The following is a 20,356-nucleotide window of genomic DNA, read 5'->3' as shown; positions in this document are numbered from 1 at the left end:
TGTACATAGACGGTACCAGTTCGCTATTAGTAAGTAAAACCATCGATAAAACAGAGCAAATTATAATATAGCTGACACTACGCGTGTGCTGTTAAACTTATGTCAAATTATTTCTATTAGCTTTGCTGTTACTAGCTGTGTTTGTCGCTTTGACGCAGTAATATCCAAACAGGGAGCAAACCAACCAGCACAATTAGTAAGCTCGGTAATGCGGCTCGTCCCCACATGCCTTCGCTCGTCATTTCAAACACCCGTACTGCAAGCGTATCCCAGCCTTGACGCCGTGTCATCAGCGTAATGGGCATCTCTTTCATCACTTCGACAAAGCCCATCAATAATGCGGTTAATACACCGGGGCTAAGTACAGGCAGCATCACATGACGCCAGCGCTGATAAGGACTGTCGCTAAGTAATTTTGCAGCCGCCTCTTGATTGACTGTCAATCGCTGCAATTGTCTGTCAACTGGTTGAAAACTCACCGTCATAAAACGTGTCGATAGCGCCAGTAGCATAACAATGACACTGCCAGAGAGCACTTGCTGTGATGTGATACCAAACGCAATCATTTGATTATCAAGCCACGCAATAGGTATAAATATCCCTACCGCCAACACAGTTCCAGGTACGACATAGCCTAGATTGGCTAAAGTGGTCATTAGCTTAGTCGATTTATCAGGATACTGCCGTTTGATCCACGCAATGATAATGGCCAAAAAGGCAATAAACAGCGTGGTCATACTAGCAATCATGAGGCTGTTGGTGACAAAATCAATGTAACGTGCATCAAAATCTTGGCGAAAATTCAGTGCTGTCCAATAGATAAGCTGTAAGAAAGGAATTAAGAAGGCGATTAAAAAAATGAGCGTACACAGCAGTGTCATGGCCAGTTTGGCAGGTTTACTAGCGTCAAAGCGTTGGCTGCTACCTTGGGTAAGTGAGCTACCACGCTTAGCTTGCCAATACTGCTCAAACAATACCACGATAAAGATCACACCAATGAGCAAGGCTGCTAGCTGAGCTGCTGTGGTCAAACTGAAAAAACCAAACCACGCTTTATAAATGGCGGTAGTAAAAGTATCGACATTAAATACCGATACTGCACCGAAATCCGCTAAGGTTTCCATACTAGCGAGCAACAAGCCGCCAATGATCCAAGGCAGTGCCTGCGGTAATGCCAATCGGAAAAATACACGGCTACGACTCAAACCTAGCATCTGCCCCGCTTCTATCGCTCGTCTGCCTTGTGATAAAAATGCCTGACGCGCTAGCAGATATACATAAGGGTAAAACGCTAGCGACAATACCAAGCCTGCGCCCCATACATTCCTTATCGACGGTATGGCAGTACTAATACCGGAATCGCGCAGAGCTGTCTGTAACGGCCCACTGAAATCAACAATGCCGATAGTGACAAATGCCAATACATAAGCAGGGATGGCAAGTGGCAACATCAACGCCCACGAAAAGAAACGCTGACCGGGGAAGCGATACATACTAGTGACCCAAGCCAAAGCAGTACCAATAGTGCCTGAAACGACAGTCACCATAAGCAATAAAATTGCCGTGTTTTTAAGCACTTGCGGCAGGACATAGTCTGCCATATGTGTCCAAATCTCTGCCACTGGTTGAGTCCACGACAGCAACACGATCCAAATCGGTACTAGCATAAACAACGAAATCAGCCCTAAGACTGATTTCGAGATAATACGTTTACGAAGGGCGTGGTCTTGGCTGACAGCCTGCTGGTCATTAACACCGTCATTGACAGTATCGTTCTGACTAACAGACGCATCTGGCGTTGTGATCATATTATCATTACCGTGTCATACGTATAGAGACCTTGTAAGCTTGTACCAAACTCAAAATCGTCATTACTTGAATAACTCATCTGTAACGACTAACCTTTGAACCTATTCTTTAAAAGCTGTGGTTTAAAAGCTACTGTTTTGAGAACTACTGTCTAAAAGTTATGATTTTGAGATTGGTATCAGTATTACTGGCGATCCCTTATTTATAACCCGCTTTATCCATCATTTGGATAGCTTGAGTTTGTAGTTCACCGAATTTTTGTACATTGATATCGTCTTTTTTGAACTCGCCCCATGATCTGAGCATGTCTGACTCATCGATACCTACTTTTACTGGGAATTCTTTGTCAGAGCTGGCATAGAGACCTTGTGCCTCATCAGATGACAACCACTCTATCAGTTTAAGCGTACCATCTGGATTGTCTGAACCTGCAACCACACCAGCGCCTGAGATGTTTACATGCGTACCAGTCGTATCTTGGTTTGCCCAGAATATCTTCACAGGGAAGTTTGGTTTTTCGTCCAATAGACGACCATAGTAGTAGCTATTGGCGATACCCACTTCACACTGACCAGCAGCGATAGCTTCTAGCATCGCAACGTCATCACTGAACACATCAGTCGCTAGGTTATCAACCCACCCTTTGATAACTGCTTCGGTTTTTTCTTCACCCAAATGCTCCATCATGCTGGCTACAAGCGATTGGTTATAAACCTTTTTAGAGGTACGTAAGCATAGTTTGCCTTTCCATTTTGGATCGGCCAAATCTGCATAAGTAGACAACTGGTCGGCAGTGACTTTGTTTGGATCATAAAAGATAGTACGTGCACGTAGTGACAGACCAGTCCACTGACCTTTTGGATCACGGTATTTTGCAGGGACGTTGGCTTCTAACACAGTAGAAGATATTGGCTGTAATAGACCTTGCTCTGCAGCCTGCCATAAGTTACCAGCGTCAACGGTCAATAGCATATCAGCAGGAGTATTCTGACCTTCCGCTTGCAAACGTGCCATCAAAGGACCTGTTTTGTCCGTGACCAACTCAACTTTTACACCTGTTTGCTCAGTATAGCGATCTAACAATGGCTTAATAAGCTGCTCATTACGTGATGAGTAGATAGTAATCGTCTGACCATCAGCAGTCGTAGCTTCGTCAGTTGCTGCTTGCTGCTCAGCACCTGTTTCTGTTGACTCTACTTCTACGCTCTCTTCTGTGGTTGAAGAATTACTACAACCTGCTAGACCCAACATCATGCCAAACACGGCTGCAGGTAAGATAAGCTTCGTAGAGGTTAGATTAGCGCTGATAGCGTTCAATGACATGGTTTTCCCCATAGTAATGCTATAAAAAAGTAAGATGTATAGTGAGACAAAATAACAGTGATTATAACGATGACTTGCTAAGCGTTAACAGTAATCAGGCCATAATATATCAAAGCAACATACTAATCGAAGTGAGATTAATTATCAATACATTTGTTTAACTAGCAAATATACTTGCGATAAGTCTTTAGCATTGGTTTTTAAGAACTATTTTTTACCAGCTCTTTCAATAGTTTGGTCTAGCGACGCGTTTTACTATCCATCTAAAGCAACCATTGCCCTAAGATCGCATTGACCGCAGCTTCTGTTCGCAAGATACGAGAGCCTATATGTACAGGCGTGCAGCCTTGTGCTGACAGCAGCTCTATCTCATAGTTAATCCAGCCACCTTCAGCGCCTATGCAGACTATACTCGGTAGCTCTCGTGATGGTTGCTGTTGTAAAAATTCAGAAAAGGACTGCTGACTATAAGGATGCGCGACAATCGCTTGACTGCTCATTAAGCTTGCAAGTGTGTCTTCAATAAATGGCTTAAAACGTTTTTGCAGCGTAATACTAGGAACAATCGTATCGATGCTTTGCTGCAGACCTTCTAATACAAACTCGTCTATCCGCTCAAGCATGGGACTTTGCCAATAGCTTTTTTGGGTACGGTAGCTATTGATAAGAATGATATCGCGTACACCAAGCGCCGTCATATCCATGATTAAACGTCGTAGCACTTTAGGACGCGGTAACGCTAAAATGACAGTCAGATCCAATTTGGCTGGCGGTGCAGTATTCAGCTGGACGTTACCTAGCTGAATGCTGTCAGAGGTAATACTTTCAATGATAGCAGTACCAAGGTTGCCGCCGATCTGTCCAATTTTAAGCGTATCACCGATTTTTGCACCCAGCACTTTAGTCACATGGCTGACTTGAGACAAGGCATCGATTTTTGCTGCGTCTGCTAAGAAGTTTTCAGCGGGCAATAATATACAGTTCATAAATTATCTTGGTTAGAAGACATCTCGATAGCGTCTTCAATCATCGTAAATTGGCGGGTCAATACTGCTTGCTGCTGTATCGTCATTTGCTCGCCAGCTTGTCCTGCCTGCGCGGCCAATGGCAAATTGCGTAGCCAAGTCGCCAGCTGCGTATAAATACTCACAGCGTCTTCACGGTTATAAGCTGCTTTCTTACGAGAGGATTTTTTATTCGCCTTTAATTGATCATCACTGACTATCTGTGCATCCGAACTACTTGAGTTATTTGACTCGATTGGACGATAGAAGTCATTACTTGGCTGATATACAGCGCCTACGCTAGCCAATTTGTCTATCACGCTTTGGCACGACTGAGTATAACGCCCCATCAGTACAGGCGTGGCCACACTTGCAGGCTCCACTGGATTATGCCCGCCAATATCTACCAGCGAGCCGCCCACAAGTGCTACATTTGCCAATGTATACCAAGTCATCATCTCACCCATGCTATCTGCTAGATAGACTTGCGTATCTGCACCAATCATATCTCCATCACTGCGCCGAGCCATATTTAACCCAGTTTTCTGAATGAGATCTGCTACTGCGTCAAAACGCTCAGGATGTCTAGGGACAATAACAAGCAACGTATCTGCTAATGTCGCTTGAGACAGTAGTTGCTGCTGCAATGACAGCGCTGCTGCCTCTTCGCCATCATGAGTACTCGCAGCTACCCATATAGGACGATCTGCTATACCAAACTCTGCGCGCAGATCAACTTTCTTATTATAAATAAGGTTACCTTCTATCGCCTTGTCATCAGTTTTGGACGCATTGATTACCCACTTTAATGAGCCTGCTACGCGAATTTGGGCGCTACTAGCCCCTAACTGCCGAAAGCGTTTAGCAGAGTCACTGTCTTGCGCAATGATTAAAGAAAGATTTTTCATCATACTGGTGCTGACTGCACCAATTTTTTGATAACTCTGAAAAGAAGAAGCAGATAATCGGCCATTGACTAGAATACTTGGAATACGGTGCTGAGATAATTTGGTCAAGATATTTGCCCACAGTTCTGTTTCTACAAACAACGCAGCGATAGGCTGTACATGCGTTAAGAAAGTCTCGATAACAGCAGGACTGTCGACTGGCACATAGCTGTGACTCATCTGACCTTGAGCTATCTTTTCTGCAAAACGACTGGCGCCACGAGCAAAACCTGTCTGAGTCGTATTGGTCAACCATATCTGATAGCCATTAGCCAATAACATATCTAACAAAGGCGCGACCGTATTGGTCTCACCTAATGAGACTGCGTGGCACCAAATAACCCCTTTATCGATATCAGCATTTACCACTGGACGCGGTGGATACTGCTTACCAAAACGCTGATCGATTTCCTGCTGATAGTTGTCGTTCTTATGAGATCGACGCCATACTTGCAGACGATATAGTGGCTTTAGCAGCCCAATAAGAGACTGATAATATAAAGGTGTCTCATATACCGCTAGACTAGGCAATGATACAGGGTCAATTGGATTTGCAGAGTGGTCAGACGGGGTATTAGATGATGGCATGGAACAGCCCAGATTAGTTATGAATCAAACAATAAAAGGGTAAAGGTAAAGCGCGCCAATTCTACCTGAATTTAAGCTGTAACAATAAGCTTTTAAAAAGTTACTGAGTAAATATTTATTAGATAACGATTTTTAGATAATGACTATTATCAATAAAGCGACTGCGATGATTGCGCCAATTAACAGCTGATAACGCTTGGTGCTATGCTGCTCTTGCTTCTGTGTGGTCAGCAGCATTTCTGCTTGCTGCCATTGCTTGACCAGATTGGCCGCTTCTGCATGACCATTATCCGCTGCCTGCTCTAACCAGTATTTACCGCTATCTATATCTTGGGATACCCCTACTCCTTGGTAATACATTTTACTGAGTATACGCTGAGCACGGCTGTCGTTTTTGCTGGCGGCTTGATTGACCCAATCTACGCCAGATTTTTTTTGATTGTCACTGTCCGCTGTCAAACCTTCCCCTAACAACTCATACATGGCCAAACGTAACATAGCAGCTGTATTACCATCTTCAGCAGCCGCTTGTAGTATTAGAAGCGCTTTGTTTTTTGCTGCGATATGATCATCTGAAAATATAACTTGGCGACGAGGTTTGTTCTGCTTGGCAATATGCTGCTCGAACTGATCCAGTACTTTGCGCGCTTGCTGATATTGCATATCACCAGTTGGTTGTGGCACCGCTATCTCATCTAACTCTACCAGCAGTTGCGTAAACATCTCTGGCGTTGATGTATTTTTTACAGGTGACGTAGGCTTGGCTATTGGCTTCGTTACTTTAGTCAGCTCAGGATTTATTAGGCTCTCAGGCTCAACAGATACTACACTTGCCTGTAATTCAGTTACGGCATCAGGTACAGTAGACTGAATTGCGCGATTCTCACTGTCAGTTACAACTATATTAGCTTGGCTAAGCTCAGCTCCTATCGACACTTCCTCTAGCTTTTCAAGAAGCTCACTCGATTGGCTAGTACTGATATGCATATTTAAATCTGCGCTCGGAACGATGCTTTCAGTGACTTGATGAGTGGTTGCTTTGTGTGTTGTTACTTTGTTTGTTGCTACTTTATCCGCTGTTAATTCAGGCACTGAATGAACGTCGTTACTTAAAGTAGTTGGTAGTCTAAGGCTAACCGCTTGATATAGTCCACTCTCTACTTGCCCGCCTTGTACTGCGTCAAACTGCCGATCAATATGACCAAACAGACGTAACCCTATTGGCTCTAGCGCAAAAAATAAACTTTTTTTAACCCCGCTATCATCATAACCGACTGCCATATGCTGATAAAAATCATCGGTGATCAATGTTAGCTCAGGATAACGTTTACGCAGCTCAAATTGACCATACCAATGTGGCTTGCTTTGCCACTGCTGCGCTAATACACGACCTGCATAAAACGCCAAAAACACCATGAAATTACGATAGCGTTCATCGACCAGCAGCGTCATCTCATCCCATATACCGCTCTTAATCATATCTCGGCGCACTTGGGACAATAATGTATCGATACGCTGTAAACTCTCAAGCGACTTGTCTAGTGTACAAGCGCGCAGCTCAGTTTCGTAGGCGATACCGCCCGCAATAGGACGCCCAGCTAAGAAATCTTGCCAGTAGCCTTCTGCAATATAGTCCAGTGGCGTTAAAGGTGATGCAGACATAGACGGGAGTGACCTCTTTGCAGATAGATAAACCAAAAAAGTATAAGGTATAAAAGTGCTACGACTAAGATGATAGAAAAATACTAGTAGATTACCTTACCCTAAAAATCCGAGTGCTACAATAAAGGACTGAACAAGCGCACGACATTATCAAACAAGCGTTTTGAGCCATGACGCTGTTGCCACTCATCACTATCCAAGATTCGACAGTTTTCTAAATAGACTTCCTGACAGTCCGCTACTTGGGCAACCATTTCTGGCGTATAAATCGCCAAACTGACTTCCATATTTAAGTAAAAGCTGCGCATATCAATATTGACGGTGCCAAATAGACAGTAGTCATCATCGATAACTACTGTTTTTGCGTGTAGCAAACCACCTCTAAACAATGCAATCGTTACCCCAGCGTCCAACAACTCTTGATAATAAGCCTGAGAAGCATGCTGTACCAGAAATGAATCTACTTTTTCAGGAACAATAATCGTTACATCAACACCGCGCTTAGCCGCTATCGTCAGCGCGCCCGATAGGGACTCATCCGGTACAAAGTAAGGTGTGGTAATGCGGATGCGCTTATTGGCACGATGAATCACGGTAACTAATGTATTGTAAATCACATGAGCCGTTAGCTGCGGTGCTGAAGGTATTAGCTGCGCCAAGACTTTGTCCACGACAGGCATCTTTGGTACGACAATCGAGGTGGCACCTATATCTGGCTGCTCATGATCATCAATCGTATCCGCCAATACCTTCACACGGCTATTTAGATCATTGATGGTCGGATGCATCACATATAATTTACGGGTGTAGTTATTAACCCGCTGATGCAGTTCAGCAAGATTGTCATTACTTTCAGCACCGATGTCGGTAACAATCACCTTAGCCATCGCTGTATTAATACTAATCGAGTGCTGGCTAGTCGTTCGTAGCGCCACATCAATCCATTGACCGACATTTTTATTTTGCTTAAAAAACCTTGGATCAACCAGATTGAAGCTGCCGATATAGCCAATATGTTCATCGATAACCACCATTTTACGATGATTGCGCAAATCAGAGCGTTTAAATAGTGTCTTAAACAACCCTACTGGCAATGACTGATGGACATAAACCCCTGCTTTTTCTAATTTACGATGCACGCTACTATTAATAAAGCTAAAACTACCCACACTATCAGCCAATATATGACACTCTACGCCGCGCTGAGCCGCTACGGATAGCGCTTCTATGACTTCTAACACCTGTCCTTTTGGATAGACAATATAAAACTCCATAAGGACAATACGCTGGGCGGCATGAATATCTTCAATCAAACGCTGAAAAATAGAAGCAGGATCGGTCAATAGCTGCATTTGATGATTGGGAAATACACCAAATCCGGTCCAGCGCGTTCCTATTTGGCTAACACCGCGGTAGTTGGCTGGTACTAAGTCCTGCCCTTTGTCAAAAATCAGATGCTCACGCCTTGCCATATCGTTCATCAAGATACTGGCTTGATCAACACGTTCACGATAGCGCCGCCCAATCATCGGCTCACCGAGCAGGATATAAGCAATAAAACCAAATACTGGCAACGTGTAAAGCACCGCCACCCACGCAATAGACACGCCAATATTGCGCTGCACCGAAACCACTCGCAGCGTCATTACTATCATAAGTACAATATGCAGCACCAGACCTAGACCCGCTAAGTCTCCCCAGGTCCAGCTAGTAAAAGTATCTTTAATAGTAAAAGTGTTTATATTGGCCTCCATCAACCGTGTTCAACGAATAAAGCATCCATAACGAGCAAAGCATCCATAGTATAGTAGCTTTTCACCGCCAAACAACAAATAATGATAATAAGTGTATTGTTAGAAATGCTATATAATACATGGCTTTGAGTGCTATTTTTGATAGATTACAAGTCCGATTTATAATTATTTTCTAAAAACATTAAAATAATATTTGACACCCAACTGTAAATCTATATAATACACACCCACAGCAACGGAGCTTAGTGACAAACTTAAGAGCTCAGTTGATGTTGAATAAATTGCCTAGCAATTGTTCGAAGGGTGATTAGCTCAGTTGGTAGAGCGTCTGCCTTACACGCAGAATGTCGGCGGTTCGAATCCGTCATCACCCACCACTTCTTAGCAAGTGGCTAAACAAGCTAAGAGACCTAAGCAGCGGTAGTTCAGTTGGTTAGAATACCGGCCTGTCACGCCGGGGGTCGCGGGTTCGAGTCCCGTCCGCTGCGCCATATTTAAAACGAATTTAAACCTTTGGGTTTAAGCAAGTTTCGCCTCAAGCATTAGATTGCTTGAGGTTTTTTTGTGTCTGCGTATTTTTCTTAGACATTGTTCATACAGCTACTGTGATATCTAACACTTCTCAACTCGCATACAAATGTTCCAGTGCTATGGACGTTGACTTATTCGGCTTACGCTAGCGATTAACGCTACCATCATTACACCCATAATAATCAGAATACCAGACATGATATGCGCCGCCTCATAGTTGAGCGCCTCTACTTGCTCATATATCGCAATCGATACCACTTTGGTTTCGCCTGAGATGCTGCCGCCTATCATCAGTACAACACCAAACTCACCAATGGTATGAGCAAAACTCACCAAACCACCCAAAATGATACCTACGCGCACTTGCGGTAAGGCTACTTTCATAAACCGTCGCATACGACTTGGTTCTAAGAGATGAGCAACTTCTGTGACACTTTGTGGAATACGCAAAAACTGTGCATAGACAGGCTGTATATAAAAAGGTAATGAGTAAATAATGGAACCAATGACCAAACCTTCAAAGGTAAAAATCAACGGGCTAATATTATGTTCGCTCAACCATTTACCGATACCCACACTAGGACTGAGCAGTAACAGTAGATAAAAACCAATCACGGTAGGTGGTAGCACCAGGGGCATCGCAATGATGCCCATGAGCAGTACCTTAAGACGCCCAATTGCTTTTATACGACTCGGCTTAGCCAACCAATAAGCTATAGGCGTTGCAAATAGCAGTAAGCATAAGGTAGTCACGCAAGCGAGCTTGATGCTCACCCAAAATGGACTGAGCATATCTGACATAAGAGACTGGTCGATCATATAATGTCACTGCTCGTTCTATGATGAGAGGGGTTAGTCTAACGTATTACTGGACGGCCAGATAGCCTGCTTGCAAGAAGTGCTGCTGCCCTGCTTTTGAGCGCAGGTAGTCGGTGAAGTCTGCTGCTTGGTCAATGTTATTAACGATTATCCCATCTTGTAAGATAGCTGGATAAGACGCTGGCAATAAGGTAATAAACTGCTCAGGCTTGGCTTTAATCGCAACAAGCTGAGACTGTGCCACAAACCCATAGTCTACGCTACCTGTATGAGCGTATTGGAACGCCTGACCGATATTCTCTGACTGTATCAAACTTTTTTGAGCATTTAACTTATCGTACATGTATTGTGATTGCAGATAGGCTTTTGCAGAGGCACCATAAGGCGCAAGGTCAGGGTTCGCAATAGCTACCTTGCTGTCCTGAGTAAAGTCAGCACTGGTAAACACATCACCTAGCGACGTTGGCGTAAAATCGTTTAAAGGTTTGGTGACACTATAGAGCGCTAATTGACCTCTGGTATACGTAAAAGGCTTGGTTAGCTTATTATCTTCGTTAATAACACTAGCTGAATTTTCATCAGCCAATTTAGCAGGGAAATCCTGATTGGCAGACAAGAATATATCATAAGGTGCCCCTGCTTTGATTTGCGCATATAACTTACCAGAAGAGGCATAAGTAACTTCAATATCTGAGATACTTGAAACATTTTGGGCAGATGAGCTGTTATCAGCCTGATAGCTATCAATAATATGAGGTAGTACATCAGATAAGTTAGCAGCCGCAGCGATACGCAATGTTTGAGCTGGTTCAACTTTGTCAGAAGCAAGCGCCATATTGGCGTCTTTGTCTTGCGTACAAGCATTTAGTGACAATAGCAGACAAGCAGATACACAGGCAGTAACTAATGACTTAACCATTATTGCTGAGCCATTTAGACGAGTCGTCTTCGTAGTACTCTTGCTTCCACACAGGAATGTCCGCTTTGATAGTATCTAATATCCAGCGACAAGCATCAAATGCTGGATAACGGTGCGCTGATACTACCCCAACCCACACAGCTACATCGCCAATTTCTAGCGCACCGATACGATGTATCGCGATGGCATGGGTAATTTCAAAACGCTTTTTGGCTTCTTCTATAATGGCGCGGCCTTGATTGATGGCCAAATCCTCATAACCATAATAGGTAAGACGATCAACGCTCGTGGCGTTATTATGGTTGCGCACTCGCCCTTCAAAACAAACAAACGCGCCGCAGCTGTCATTATCTAACGTACTTTTTAGCCTATCTTCATCAATCGCAATATCTAGTAGTGCAAAACCATCACGCTCAGCGATAAGGTAAGCGTCGTCAGCACTACGTTTGATGCTCATTGAATGATCGTGGACGTTGTCGGTCATTTTTTTTCTCTATTTATTATTTTTTCTTTGTAACCACTGAATAGCCACTGAAAAAATGGACACTAGTAAATGCTTGTCTAACCACCAGCGACTGGCGTAATGAAAACCACGCTATCACCATCATTTATCTGGTCAGTCCATTTAGCAAAGTAGTCATTTACTGCAACACGTAGCTCCGACTGCGAACGGCCAAAACGATGCTTTTGACTAAGCTGTTCGTATAGTTCAGTCAATGACGTATCCTGCTGTACGCTTACTGTCTCTTGCTGACAATGGGCCTCGTCAGCCAAACTGGCAAAATACATGACATTAATATTCATCGTTGATTCGATATTAGTTGTCATATCGATAGCACTCATAAATCTCTCCATCTTATGCAAGCTTCCTTGCTTGGCATTTAGCATATCTTTATTGATTAATTGGTTGATTAATTGATGACGTACTCTGCAATTTCGTCATTTTAAGCATGACTGTAATCTGACTTACCACCTGTCTTTTTAACCAAATGAATATCGTCTATAACGATATCATGCGATAGTGCTTTGGTCATATCATAGATAGTTAAGCAGGCAACACTAACTGCTGTTAGCGCTTCCATCTCAACCCCTGTTTTGTGCGTGACCTTGACTACGGCACTGACCGTGATGCTGCTGAGCGCGTCGTTGTACTCAAAGCTCAAACCTATCTTGTCTAGCGGTAGTGGATGACAAAGCGGTATAAGATCATGAGTGCGTTTGGCCGCCATGATACCAGCGATGTGTGCCGTTTGCGTGATACTACCTTTTTTGGTCATTCCATCAGCCGCTTTAATCTGCGCATAAATCTCACTGGGAAAGCGTACTTGTCCAGTGGCATTGGCTTCTCGCGTTGTTGCTGTCTTACCACTGACATCGACCATGGTAATATCACCATCACTGTCTAAGTGAGATAAAGTAGATTGCTGATTTATCTGAACGCTGTCACTCATTTATATAACCTTTCTTATTTGATATTTTTATTATTTTGATAGAGCAGCACATGCCCGCTTAAAATCTTCAGGCGTATTAAAGTTGGTCAAATTCTGCCACTCTTTGCTAAATGGTACGGCTTGCACCAATGGCTGAATAAACTGCATCACTCTACGCTGTCCGTTATCTATATAGGCCTTCAAATCAGGCTCGATGCTCAACTGATAAAACCCTAACAATGGATATAAATGACCGTCATCTTTTAAGCAAATTACTTTTTTATCGGCAGCAAGTCTTATTTCACATTGTAATTTCTGCCACAAGTCAGTTGCTGGTATTAAGCTATCACAGCTAATAACCAGTAACCATAATGCTTGTACGTTTTTTGATATGCCTAAATCATTCAAATCGTTCAAATCGCTCAATGTTTGTAAGGCTGATTCGATAGCGACCAAAGCGCCGCCAGTTTTAATCTGCTCATCATGCTCACTAGAGTCAACATCAGTACCATAATCAGCAATGTGAATAACAGGCGCATTAGGTTCTTCTGAATGGATATCTAAACCCGTTTGAAAGTCGCGACCATTATCTGCAATCAATATAGGAACTTGTAACTTGTTCGCATGACGAACATGATAGTTTAACAGCTGCTCACCTGACGGTAGCGTCAATATAGCCTTAGCCGTTCCCATACGTCTAGATGCCCCGCCTGCCAAGATAACCACACCTGCCAAACCATCCAGATTATTTGAGCAATCTGTTACTATGCTATTACCTGTCAGGCTTGATTGTATATCACTCATAGCTCAATTATTTATATCTCAATTATGGCTAGGATTTTGTGCCAAAAAATGCGGCACAAAATTGCACGGACGAGTACGACTATCAAACTGATCTTTTAAGATATTTTCCCAACCAGTACGGCAAGCACCAGAAGAACCTGGTAGACAGAATATACCCGTACCATTGGCCATGCCAGCAACTGCTCGCGATTGTACGGTAGACATACCGATTTCGTCTTTTGAGATTAAACGGAACATTTCACCAAAGCCATCGATTGATTTGTCAAACAGTACACTCACAGCTTCTGGCATGCTATCTCTAATAAAGAACCCTGTACCGCCAGTTGTAATAACCGCATGGACGTCTGGACTAGCAATCCAACCACTGATAACTGCGCGAATCTGGTAGATATCGTCGGTAATTAGTTGACGATCTGCTAAATGATGCCCTGCTTCAGTCAAGCTATCTACTAAGTACTGGCCTGACGTATCTTCTGCCAGCGTACGGCTATCAGAAACAGTCAATACAGCAATATTAAGCGGTGTAAATTGTGCAGCAGGCTTACTCATAAATAATCCTTTATAGATTTCATTTTATAATTGTATTAAAGATCTGTTGTATCGAAAAAAGCTATATTGAAAAACGATTGCGTTGGAAAACAATCTCTATCAGCGTCATGATTGCAGACTCAAAATGTTTTATCCGCCGATTATCGATAGATTGTGCATGATGCCACTGTTAGAGTTATGGAGATGATGATGCTCAGGCTTGATTGGCATAAAGCTATGTAAAGTGTTCACCAGTCCTTGGATATCGTCTTGCTGTAAGTATGGACGGATATCGTAGTTGCCTTGGTCAAACAGACACAAATGCACCTTGCCTTGGCTGCTTACGCGCAAGCGGTTACAGGTATCACAGAAGTGCGCCGCATATGGGGCAATCATACCGATACGACCGACATATTCAGGGTGGCTATACTCTACTGCGGGACCATCGGCACTACCGCGCTCGTGCGGCTGCCAGCCATTTTCTAACAAGTAATCAGTGATAATATCAGACTGAGCATGCTGCGCAAAAAACAAATCGCTATTATCACTGGTCTGCATAAATTCAATAAAGCGATAGGTCACTTGTCTGTCTCTGACATAGTCGATCGCCGTGATTAAGTTCTCAAAAGCAGTCTCTGCCATCAAGACACTATTTATTTTGAGTTTGATATCAGTCGTTTCTAATAATGTATCCATGTCAGCCAATATCTGCGGCAAGGTATCAAAGCCTGTCATTTTATGAAAGGTAGCTGCATCAAAACTGTCCATACTGATATTGAGCTGATCAAGTCCAGCAGCTTGCCAGTTGGCTATATGTTTACCCAATTTATAGCCGTTACTGGTCATCGCGACCGTCTCAATACCGTCAGTCTGCTTAATCGTTTCGATAATTTCGACAACATCACGACGAATAGAAGGCTCACCACCTGTAATTCTAACTTTTTTGGTACCTACTTGAGCAAAGCCGCGCACCAAGGTGGCAATTTCAGAGATACTCAGCTCATCATCAGGGCGCTTACCTTGATAACCATTTGGCAGGCAATACTCACAGCGAAAATTACAAAAGTCAGTAATAGATAGACGCAGATATGTCAGACGCCGTGCAAACCCATCGGTTAGCGGCTGGTGATAGTCACTCATCTGTTCAGCGGGCACGACCAAGGAAGGCTCTATGTAGCCATCAGATAATGCCGGTGCCAAGCTCGGCGAATAGAGTTGCGGGCTGTCTATTTTGTGTTTGTCATCTATGTTGTCATCAATCATATGTTACTGCCATCAGTACTGCTTACTATAAGCACTACTTTATTATTCGTGTTTAGCATACCAATGTAAGGTTACTCTCTAGCATTGTATGAGCACCTTACAATAAATTGGCAAACGATGAATTAGCGATGTAGCCAAGAAAACGGTTGTACAACGACGTCATTACCAGCTGCTACGTTCCCACTGTCTTTGTCCAATACAATAAAGCAATTGGCGCGGCTCAGCTGTTTGATTCTATGTGACTGCTGTCTTGAGAAGCACTCAACTTGATAATTACCCGTATCGTCTCGTGACAATACGCCACGCTGAAAGTCTTTGCGGCCGGGAGATTTTCTGATATCACTGATGAGTTTGGCTTTAATAGCTAGCGGCATAGGCTGCTCTGACACACTAGCACCTGACATTTGCCACAATGCAGGTATCACAAACTGTAGCGTACCCACAACAGTAGAGAGCGGATTGCCCGGTAGGCCAAAATACAGTACTGGCTTATCGAGATTTTTATTCAATTCACCAAATACAAAAGGCTTACCAGGTTTCATCGCCACTTTGTAATGGTTAATCTGACCTAGTGTTTCAATCACCGTGGTCAAAAAATCATAGTCACCAACTGAGACACCTGCCGTCGATATCAGTACATCACAGTCCTGCATGGCATCATTGACTGCGATAGTTGTCTGCTCTAGGCTATCAGGGATAATGCCATAATCACGAATAGTGATAGGCAGATCTGATAGCAAGCTTTTGAGCGTTGGGGTATTAGAGTTATATATTTGGGCTAGACTTTGTAGCTCATTGCCAATAGCCACTAGCTCATCACCTGTTGCCAACACGCCTACAACGAGCGGCTGGAACACGTTCACTTGGCTAATACCAAGGTTGGCCAGTAAGCTAATATCTGCAGGATTTAGTCGTTTACCGATTTTTAAAACGGCTTCCCCAGACTCAATCTCTTCGCCTTGTGAGCGGATATTATCGTCAACTTTGGCGGTTTGCGTGAGCGTGATGTCGTAAGGTCGAGATTTATCAACGGTCGCTTTGATAGCTGCAAAATTTGTATTCTCTTGCATAATGACCGTATCACAGCAATCTGGCACGACTGCACCCGTAAAAATCCGCACCCCTTGCCCTGCAGCTGTTTCACCAGTATAAGCACTACCAGCTTGCGACTCACCAACGATTTCGATAGTACTGTTTTCTGATAATTCACTACCTTTGGCAATCGCATAGCCATCCATTGCAGATAGGTTTTGTCGCGGTACATCAAAAGGCGAAGCAATATCTTGAGCCAGTATATGGTTTAGGCTGCCCAGCAACTCTAGAGTGTTAACGGCTCTTTTTTGTAGCGGAAAGTCAGTAATATGATAATTATCTATCCGTTGCTGTATCGCAGCTTGTAATTCTTCCATGGTAATCATAAGGTCACGCTCTTTCTGTCGTTCTAATTATTTATAATCGAAACTGTTATTAAAAATGGTCGTTAAAGACTGTCACTAAAAACTATGAGTAAAAGCCATCGTTAGAAAACACATTATCTAGAGTCTATCATTCAAAGTATCAACTTTCTTGTATTAACCTTGTCCTGATAAGTTTTGAATAAAGCCAGATTACACTGGTCTTAATATTTGATACTTATTGCATTGTCCATTGTGTTAAAGATGTCAGCAAAATCAGACATAGATTGAGACAAAAAAAGCACCTTGGCAAGGTGCTTTTTGTAGAACAAAGTAAATTATCGTTTGATGACTAGTGGCTAATTAATAATGGCTAAGTATGATTAAAAAGAGCCACTTTTATACAGTGCATAAATACCGTCAGCCTACCTCACCATCCAGCCAATGAAGACGCACTGTTTTGAGTGATAAATCCATCTGGCGTTTGGCCATTATCTGCTTGCCAGCGCTGGAATGCCATACGAGTATTGGTACCCACGATACCATCAGCGCCTTTGGTATCGTAACCCATACTAGTCAAACGACGTTGTAGGTTAGTCACTTGCGTAGTCGATAACGGACGCTCATAACGAGGCCAAGATTTTTGCAAACCGCTTTGTCCATCAATCGTTTTGCCTAGCAGACTAACCCCCAACGCATAGCTTGATGAGTTGTTATAGACTTTGATTACATCAAAATTTGGGCTTAACAGTAACACTGGACCGTCTTTACCGGCAGGTAACCATAGCTCCATCTGAGTATTGGCATCTAGGTAAACGTCCGCTATCGTATCGACACCCATCGCAGCCCATCTAGCAGCAGGTTGTTTGCTACCAACCACTGAGTAATCAAACGAGGCTGGCACCGTTGCTTCATAAAATGGCGCTAAGCCACGAACCCAACCTGAGTTACTAAGATAGTTGGCCGTCGAGGCTAGTGCATCACCAGTCGCCCAAGGATTGCGATGTCCATTGCCATCACCATCGACCCCTTGTTTGAGCCAAGTCTCAGGGATAAACTGTGTTTGTCCCATACCGCCTGCCCAAGAGCCATCTAACTGTGACCATGATACGTCACCACGTTGTAGCAAGGTCGCTAACGATAGCAACTGCGTTTCAGCGAACTCTTGACGACGACCATCATAAGCAAGGCTGGCAAGCGAACTTGGCAAATCACTATTGCCCGTCACAGCGCCATACGATGACTCCATACCCCATATCGCAGCGATAATCTCTGCACTAACCCCATACTGAGACTCTAGCTGAGACAAGTAAGCACGCTGCTCAGAAAATTTACGTTTACCCACACTGACGCGTCCACTTGATACCGCAGAATCTACGTATTCCCACGGCATCTTAGAAAACTCGGGCTGACCTGAATCTAATGAGATGACTTGCTGATTTAGATAAGCAGAATCGAGCAATCGACCAATAACTTGGGCATCATAGCCTGACGATATGGCCCGCATAGAAAAGTCTGACTTCCAATCAGAAAAGCTACTGTAGCTAGGCTTTGGCGCAGGCTGCGGTTTGACTACTGGCGTAGGTGTTGGTTTGACCTGAACGGTTTGGGTTTGAGTAATTTCAACGCCGCCTTGACGAACAGGCTTATTTTGCATTGCCTGCTGGCTTGTACACCCGACCATCACTAATGCTGGCATAAGGGTGAGGTATTGCTTTTTTAATCTCATAAAAAATCTCAAACATGAATAAATAAAATGGCTCACAGTGGCCAAGCTATCCGTAGCTATTATTTAAGTCTAACGCCCAAGTACGCTACGTGGATCAATAGGATTACCGTTTAAGCGAACTTGAAACTCTAAGCCTACCTCATTGGTCTGACCACTGCTGCCCATACTGGCAATGCGTTGACCTCGCTGTACTGTGTCGCCTTCTTGCACCAATAATTGGCTATTGTGCGCGTAGGCTGTGATGTAGTTATCACTATGACGAATCATAATTAGATTGCCATACTCTGGCAGACCGTTGCCTGAGTAAAGCACAGTTCCTGATTGGCTAGCAAGTACTGGATCACCAACTTTGCCCGCAAACCACATTCCCATATTGCCTGAAGCAGGGTCAATATTACGAGTCACTGGATTGCGCGTAGGATAATCATAACCAGAGGTCGAGTTGGCAGTGACTTCATAGGCTGGGGTTTGAGATTGGGTGACAGGTGGCGTATAAGTTGGCTGTGATTGGATTGGGGCACTATAGCTACTGTTACTCGCAGTAGTTGCCGCATTGCCTTGCCATAGTTTGAGCCATTGACCACTATAGATGGTGTATTTACTATCTAGATTGTTCATCGCCCCGATTTGGCGATAGTTCAGACGATAACGCGCTGCAATCTGGCTGACCGTGTCACCGCGTTGTACACGGTGATAGTTAGGGATGCCTTGCGCGTTAGTAATAATCTTAGGACCTGCTTGGTTTGCCGATTGATAGGTAGGCTTCGTTGCACAGCCGACGACAGATAGAGTAGCGACTGCCATAGTACCAATCAACGCAGCTTTAACAAGGTGCGATCCAGCTATGATTTTTTTCATACAAGGTTCCTGTTCTTTGTGTTGCTCATTCATTGTTTAATCATTCAAAAGCGCTTGATATTACACAAGAGTCTTCTGATATTCTCATAACACGTCAGTGTTTAATAAGCCGATATGGATTATATCTTATAGAATTTATAGCGCGAGTGTTGATAATCTATCTAGCGCTGCCGTTGGTGTATGATGCAGGCGTACTGGTGATAAACTGACATACCCTGCCGCTACAGCCTGATAGTCTGTTATCGCATCCTGCTTAGCTTGTATCGCATCGATTGACGGCTCTAATGGTCTCTCATTTTTACCTTTTCGTAGAGACAACCAATACGCGTCTCGACCGCGTGGGTCTATCATATGGCACACTGGCTGAGCAGCCTGCTTATGTCCTAACGAAGTTATTTTTCGACCTTTGATATCGTCAGCATGCTGCACATCAGGAATATTAACGTTTAATACATGATAGGGCAAACTTTTGAGCATCTCTAAAATCGAAGTCTCGGTAAGCAGTTTGACGATTTCATGTGCGGCCACTTGATAATCACTGGCTGATTCTTGCCCGCCATTTTTGACACCCCCGCCTACTAAAGACGTTGCTATAGCAGGGATACCAGATAGTTGCGCAGTCAATGCAGCACCGAACGTACCAGAGAACATCACATCTTGTCCCAAGTTAGCCCCTGAGTTAATGCCTGTAATCACGCAGTCAAAGTCAGTATCACGATACAACTCATGGATTGCTAGATAAACACAATCAGCTGGTGAACCATTTACTGCTACGAATCCAGAAGGCAGCTGATGCGTATGCAGTGGTCTTGAGACACTCAGCGCACTGGCATAGCCGCTTTGTTCATCGTTCGGGCCGACGACCACCACTTCACCAATAGTCGATAATGCCTGAGATAGTGCCAATAATCCTGGCGCATACACACCATCATCGTTACTAATTAAAAATCTCATTTCTACTCAGTATATGGTTAATATTTTATTAGCTGTCTTT

18 protein-coding genes and 2 tRNA genes are annotated in these 20,356 nt (G+C 43.7%); 2 read left to right on the top strand and 18 right to left on the bottom strand.

From position 1 onward, the window contains the following. Positions 1 to 131: 131 nt before the first annotated feature. The 6 genes from DXK30_RS05035 to DXK30_RS05010 all read right to left on the bottom strand — a co-directional run bounded on the left by DXK30_RS05035 (position 132) and on the right by DXK30_RS05010 (position 9,087). Entirely contained in the window at positions 132 to 1,808 is a 1,677-nt protein-coding gene (locus DXK30_RS05035; protein ID WP_114700776.1) for an ABC transporter permease, read from the bottom strand. 199 nt (positions 1,809 to 2,007) lie between these two features. Then, positions 2,008 to 3,132 carry an extracellular solute-binding protein gene (locus DXK30_RS05030; RefSeq protein WP_114700775.1) on the bottom strand — a complete coding sequence of 375 codons (1,125 nt, stop codon included), beginning with the start codon at positions 3,130 to 3,132 and terminating at the stop codon, positions 2,008 to 2,010. A gap of 263 nt (positions 3,133 to 3,395) precedes the next feature. After that, positions 3,396 to 4,118: a 16S rRNA (uracil(1498)-N(3))-methyltransferase gene (locus DXK30_RS05025; RefSeq protein ID WP_114700774.1), complete on the bottom strand. Its 723-nt coding sequence runs from the start codon at positions 4,116 to 4,118 to the stop codon at positions 3,396 to 3,398. After that, positions 4,115 to 5,671, bottom strand: coding sequence for a 3-deoxy-D-manno-octulosonic acid transferase (locus DXK30_RS05020; RefSeq protein WP_114700773.1), 1,557 nt, complete (start codon positions 5,669 to 5,671; stop codon positions 4,115 to 4,117). The genes DXK30_RS05025 and DXK30_RS05020 overlap by 4 nt, the downstream gene beginning before the upstream one ends. 132 nt (positions 5,672 to 5,803) lie before the next feature. Further along, entirely contained in the window at positions 5,804 to 7,333 is a 1,530-nt protein-coding gene (locus DXK30_RS05015) for a tetratricopeptide repeat protein (RefSeq protein ID WP_114700772.1), read from the bottom strand. A gap of 116 nt (positions 7,334 to 7,449) precedes the next feature. Then, complete coding sequence (locus DXK30_RS05010) at positions 7,450 to 9,087, bottom strand: cardiolipin synthase (protein WP_114700771.1); 1,638 nt, start codon at positions 9,085 to 9,087, stop codon at positions 7,450 to 7,452. Between the two features lie 301 nt (positions 9,088 to 9,388). Here DXK30_RS05010 and DXK30_RS05005 point away from each other — a divergent pair. Further along, a tRNA-Val gene (locus DXK30_RS05005) sits at positions 9,389 to 9,464 on the top strand. A 37-nt stretch (positions 9,465 to 9,501) separates the two neighbouring features. Then, positions 9,502 to 9,578, top strand: a tRNA-Asp gene (locus DXK30_RS05000). A gap of 157 nt (positions 9,579 to 9,735) precedes the next feature. Here the strand turns inward: DXK30_RS05000 and modB are convergent. The 12 genes from modB to surE all read right to left on the bottom strand — a co-directional run bounded on the left by modB (position 9,736) and on the right by surE (position 20,316). Then, positions 9,736 to 10,437, bottom strand: a complete 702-nt coding sequence (modB, locus tag DXK30_RS04995; RefSeq protein ID WP_114700770.1) for a molybdate ABC transporter permease subunit — start codon at positions 10,435 to 10,437, stop codon at positions 9,736 to 9,738. 46 nt (positions 10,438 to 10,483) lie between these two features. After that, positions 10,484 to 11,356, bottom strand: coding sequence for a molybdate ABC transporter substrate-binding protein (modA, locus tag DXK30_RS04990; RefSeq protein WP_114700769.1), 873 nt, complete (start codon positions 11,354 to 11,356; stop codon positions 10,484 to 10,486). Continuing rightward, positions 11,349 to 11,840 (bottom strand): molybdenum cofactor biosynthesis protein MoaE, encoded by a 492-nt coding sequence (locus DXK30_RS04985; protein ID WP_114700768.1) that lies wholly within the window; start codon positions 11,838 to 11,840, stop codon positions 11,349 to 11,351. The genes modA and DXK30_RS04985 overlap by 8 nt, the downstream gene beginning before the upstream one ends. Positions 11,841 to 11,917: 77 nt before the next feature. After that, the gene (locus DXK30_RS04980) at positions 11,918 to 12,199 is read right to left on the bottom strand and encodes a MoaD/ThiS family protein (RefSeq protein WP_114700767.1); all 282 of its coding nucleotides are present in this window, start codon (positions 12,197 to 12,199) and stop codon (positions 11,918 to 11,920) included. A gap of 101 nt (positions 12,200 to 12,300) precedes the next feature. Next, entirely contained in the window at positions 12,301 to 12,807 is a 507-nt protein-coding gene (moaC, locus tag DXK30_RS04975) for a cyclic pyranopterin monophosphate synthase MoaC (RefSeq protein WP_114700766.1), read from the bottom strand. A gap of 30 nt (positions 12,808 to 12,837) precedes the next feature. Next, positions 12,838 to 13,590 carry a molybdenum cofactor guanylyltransferase gene (mobA, locus tag DXK30_RS04970; protein WP_114700765.1) on the bottom strand — a complete coding sequence of 251 codons (753 nt, stop codon included), beginning with the start codon at positions 13,588 to 13,590 and terminating at the stop codon, positions 12,838 to 12,840. Between the two features lie 18 nt (positions 13,591 to 13,608). Beyond that, positions 13,609 to 14,139 (bottom strand): molybdenum cofactor biosynthesis protein B, encoded by a 531-nt coding sequence (gene moaB / locus DXK30_RS04965; protein ID WP_114700764.1) that lies wholly within the window; start codon positions 14,137 to 14,139, stop codon positions 13,609 to 13,611. Between the two features lie 129 nt (positions 14,140 to 14,268). Next, positions 14,269 to 15,381, bottom strand: coding sequence for a GTP 3',8-cyclase MoaA (gene moaA / locus DXK30_RS04960; protein WP_114700763.1), 1,113 nt, complete (start codon positions 15,379 to 15,381; stop codon positions 14,269 to 14,271). Positions 15,382 to 15,503: 122 nt separating this feature from the next. Next, positions 15,504 to 16,799: a molybdopterin molybdotransferase MoeA gene (locus tag DXK30_RS04955; protein WP_114700762.1), complete on the bottom strand. Its 1,296-nt coding sequence runs from the start codon at positions 16,797 to 16,799 to the stop codon at positions 15,504 to 15,506. A 406-nt stretch (positions 16,800 to 17,205) separates the two neighbouring features. Then, positions 17,206 to 18,504 (bottom strand): lytic murein transglycosylase, encoded by a 1,299-nt coding sequence (locus DXK30_RS04950; RefSeq protein WP_114700761.1) that lies wholly within the window; start codon positions 18,502 to 18,504, stop codon positions 17,206 to 17,208. Positions 18,505 to 18,573: 69 nt separating this feature from the next. Beyond that, positions 18,574 to 19,362: a M23 family metallopeptidase gene (locus DXK30_RS04945; RefSeq protein WP_114700760.1), complete on the bottom strand. Its 789-nt coding sequence runs from the start codon at positions 19,360 to 19,362 to the stop codon at positions 18,574 to 18,576. 135 nt (positions 19,363 to 19,497) lie between these two features. Continuing rightward, a complete protein-coding gene (gene surE / locus DXK30_RS04940) occupies positions 19,498 to 20,316 on the bottom strand; it encodes a 5'/3'-nucleotidase SurE (RefSeq protein WP_114700759.1) in 819 nt (272 codons plus the stop codon). Positions 20,317 to 20,356: the final 40 nt, after the last annotated feature.

The sequence above is a fragment of the Psychrobacter proteolyticus genome (genome assembly GCF_003350005.1).
Taxonomy (GTDB): Bacteria; Pseudomonadota; Gammaproteobacteria; order Pseudomonadales; family Moraxellaceae; genus Psychrobacter; species Psychrobacter proteolyticus.
Note: the sequence above shows the minus strand (reverse complement) of the source record. Positions and strands in the feature narration are given on the sequence as shown.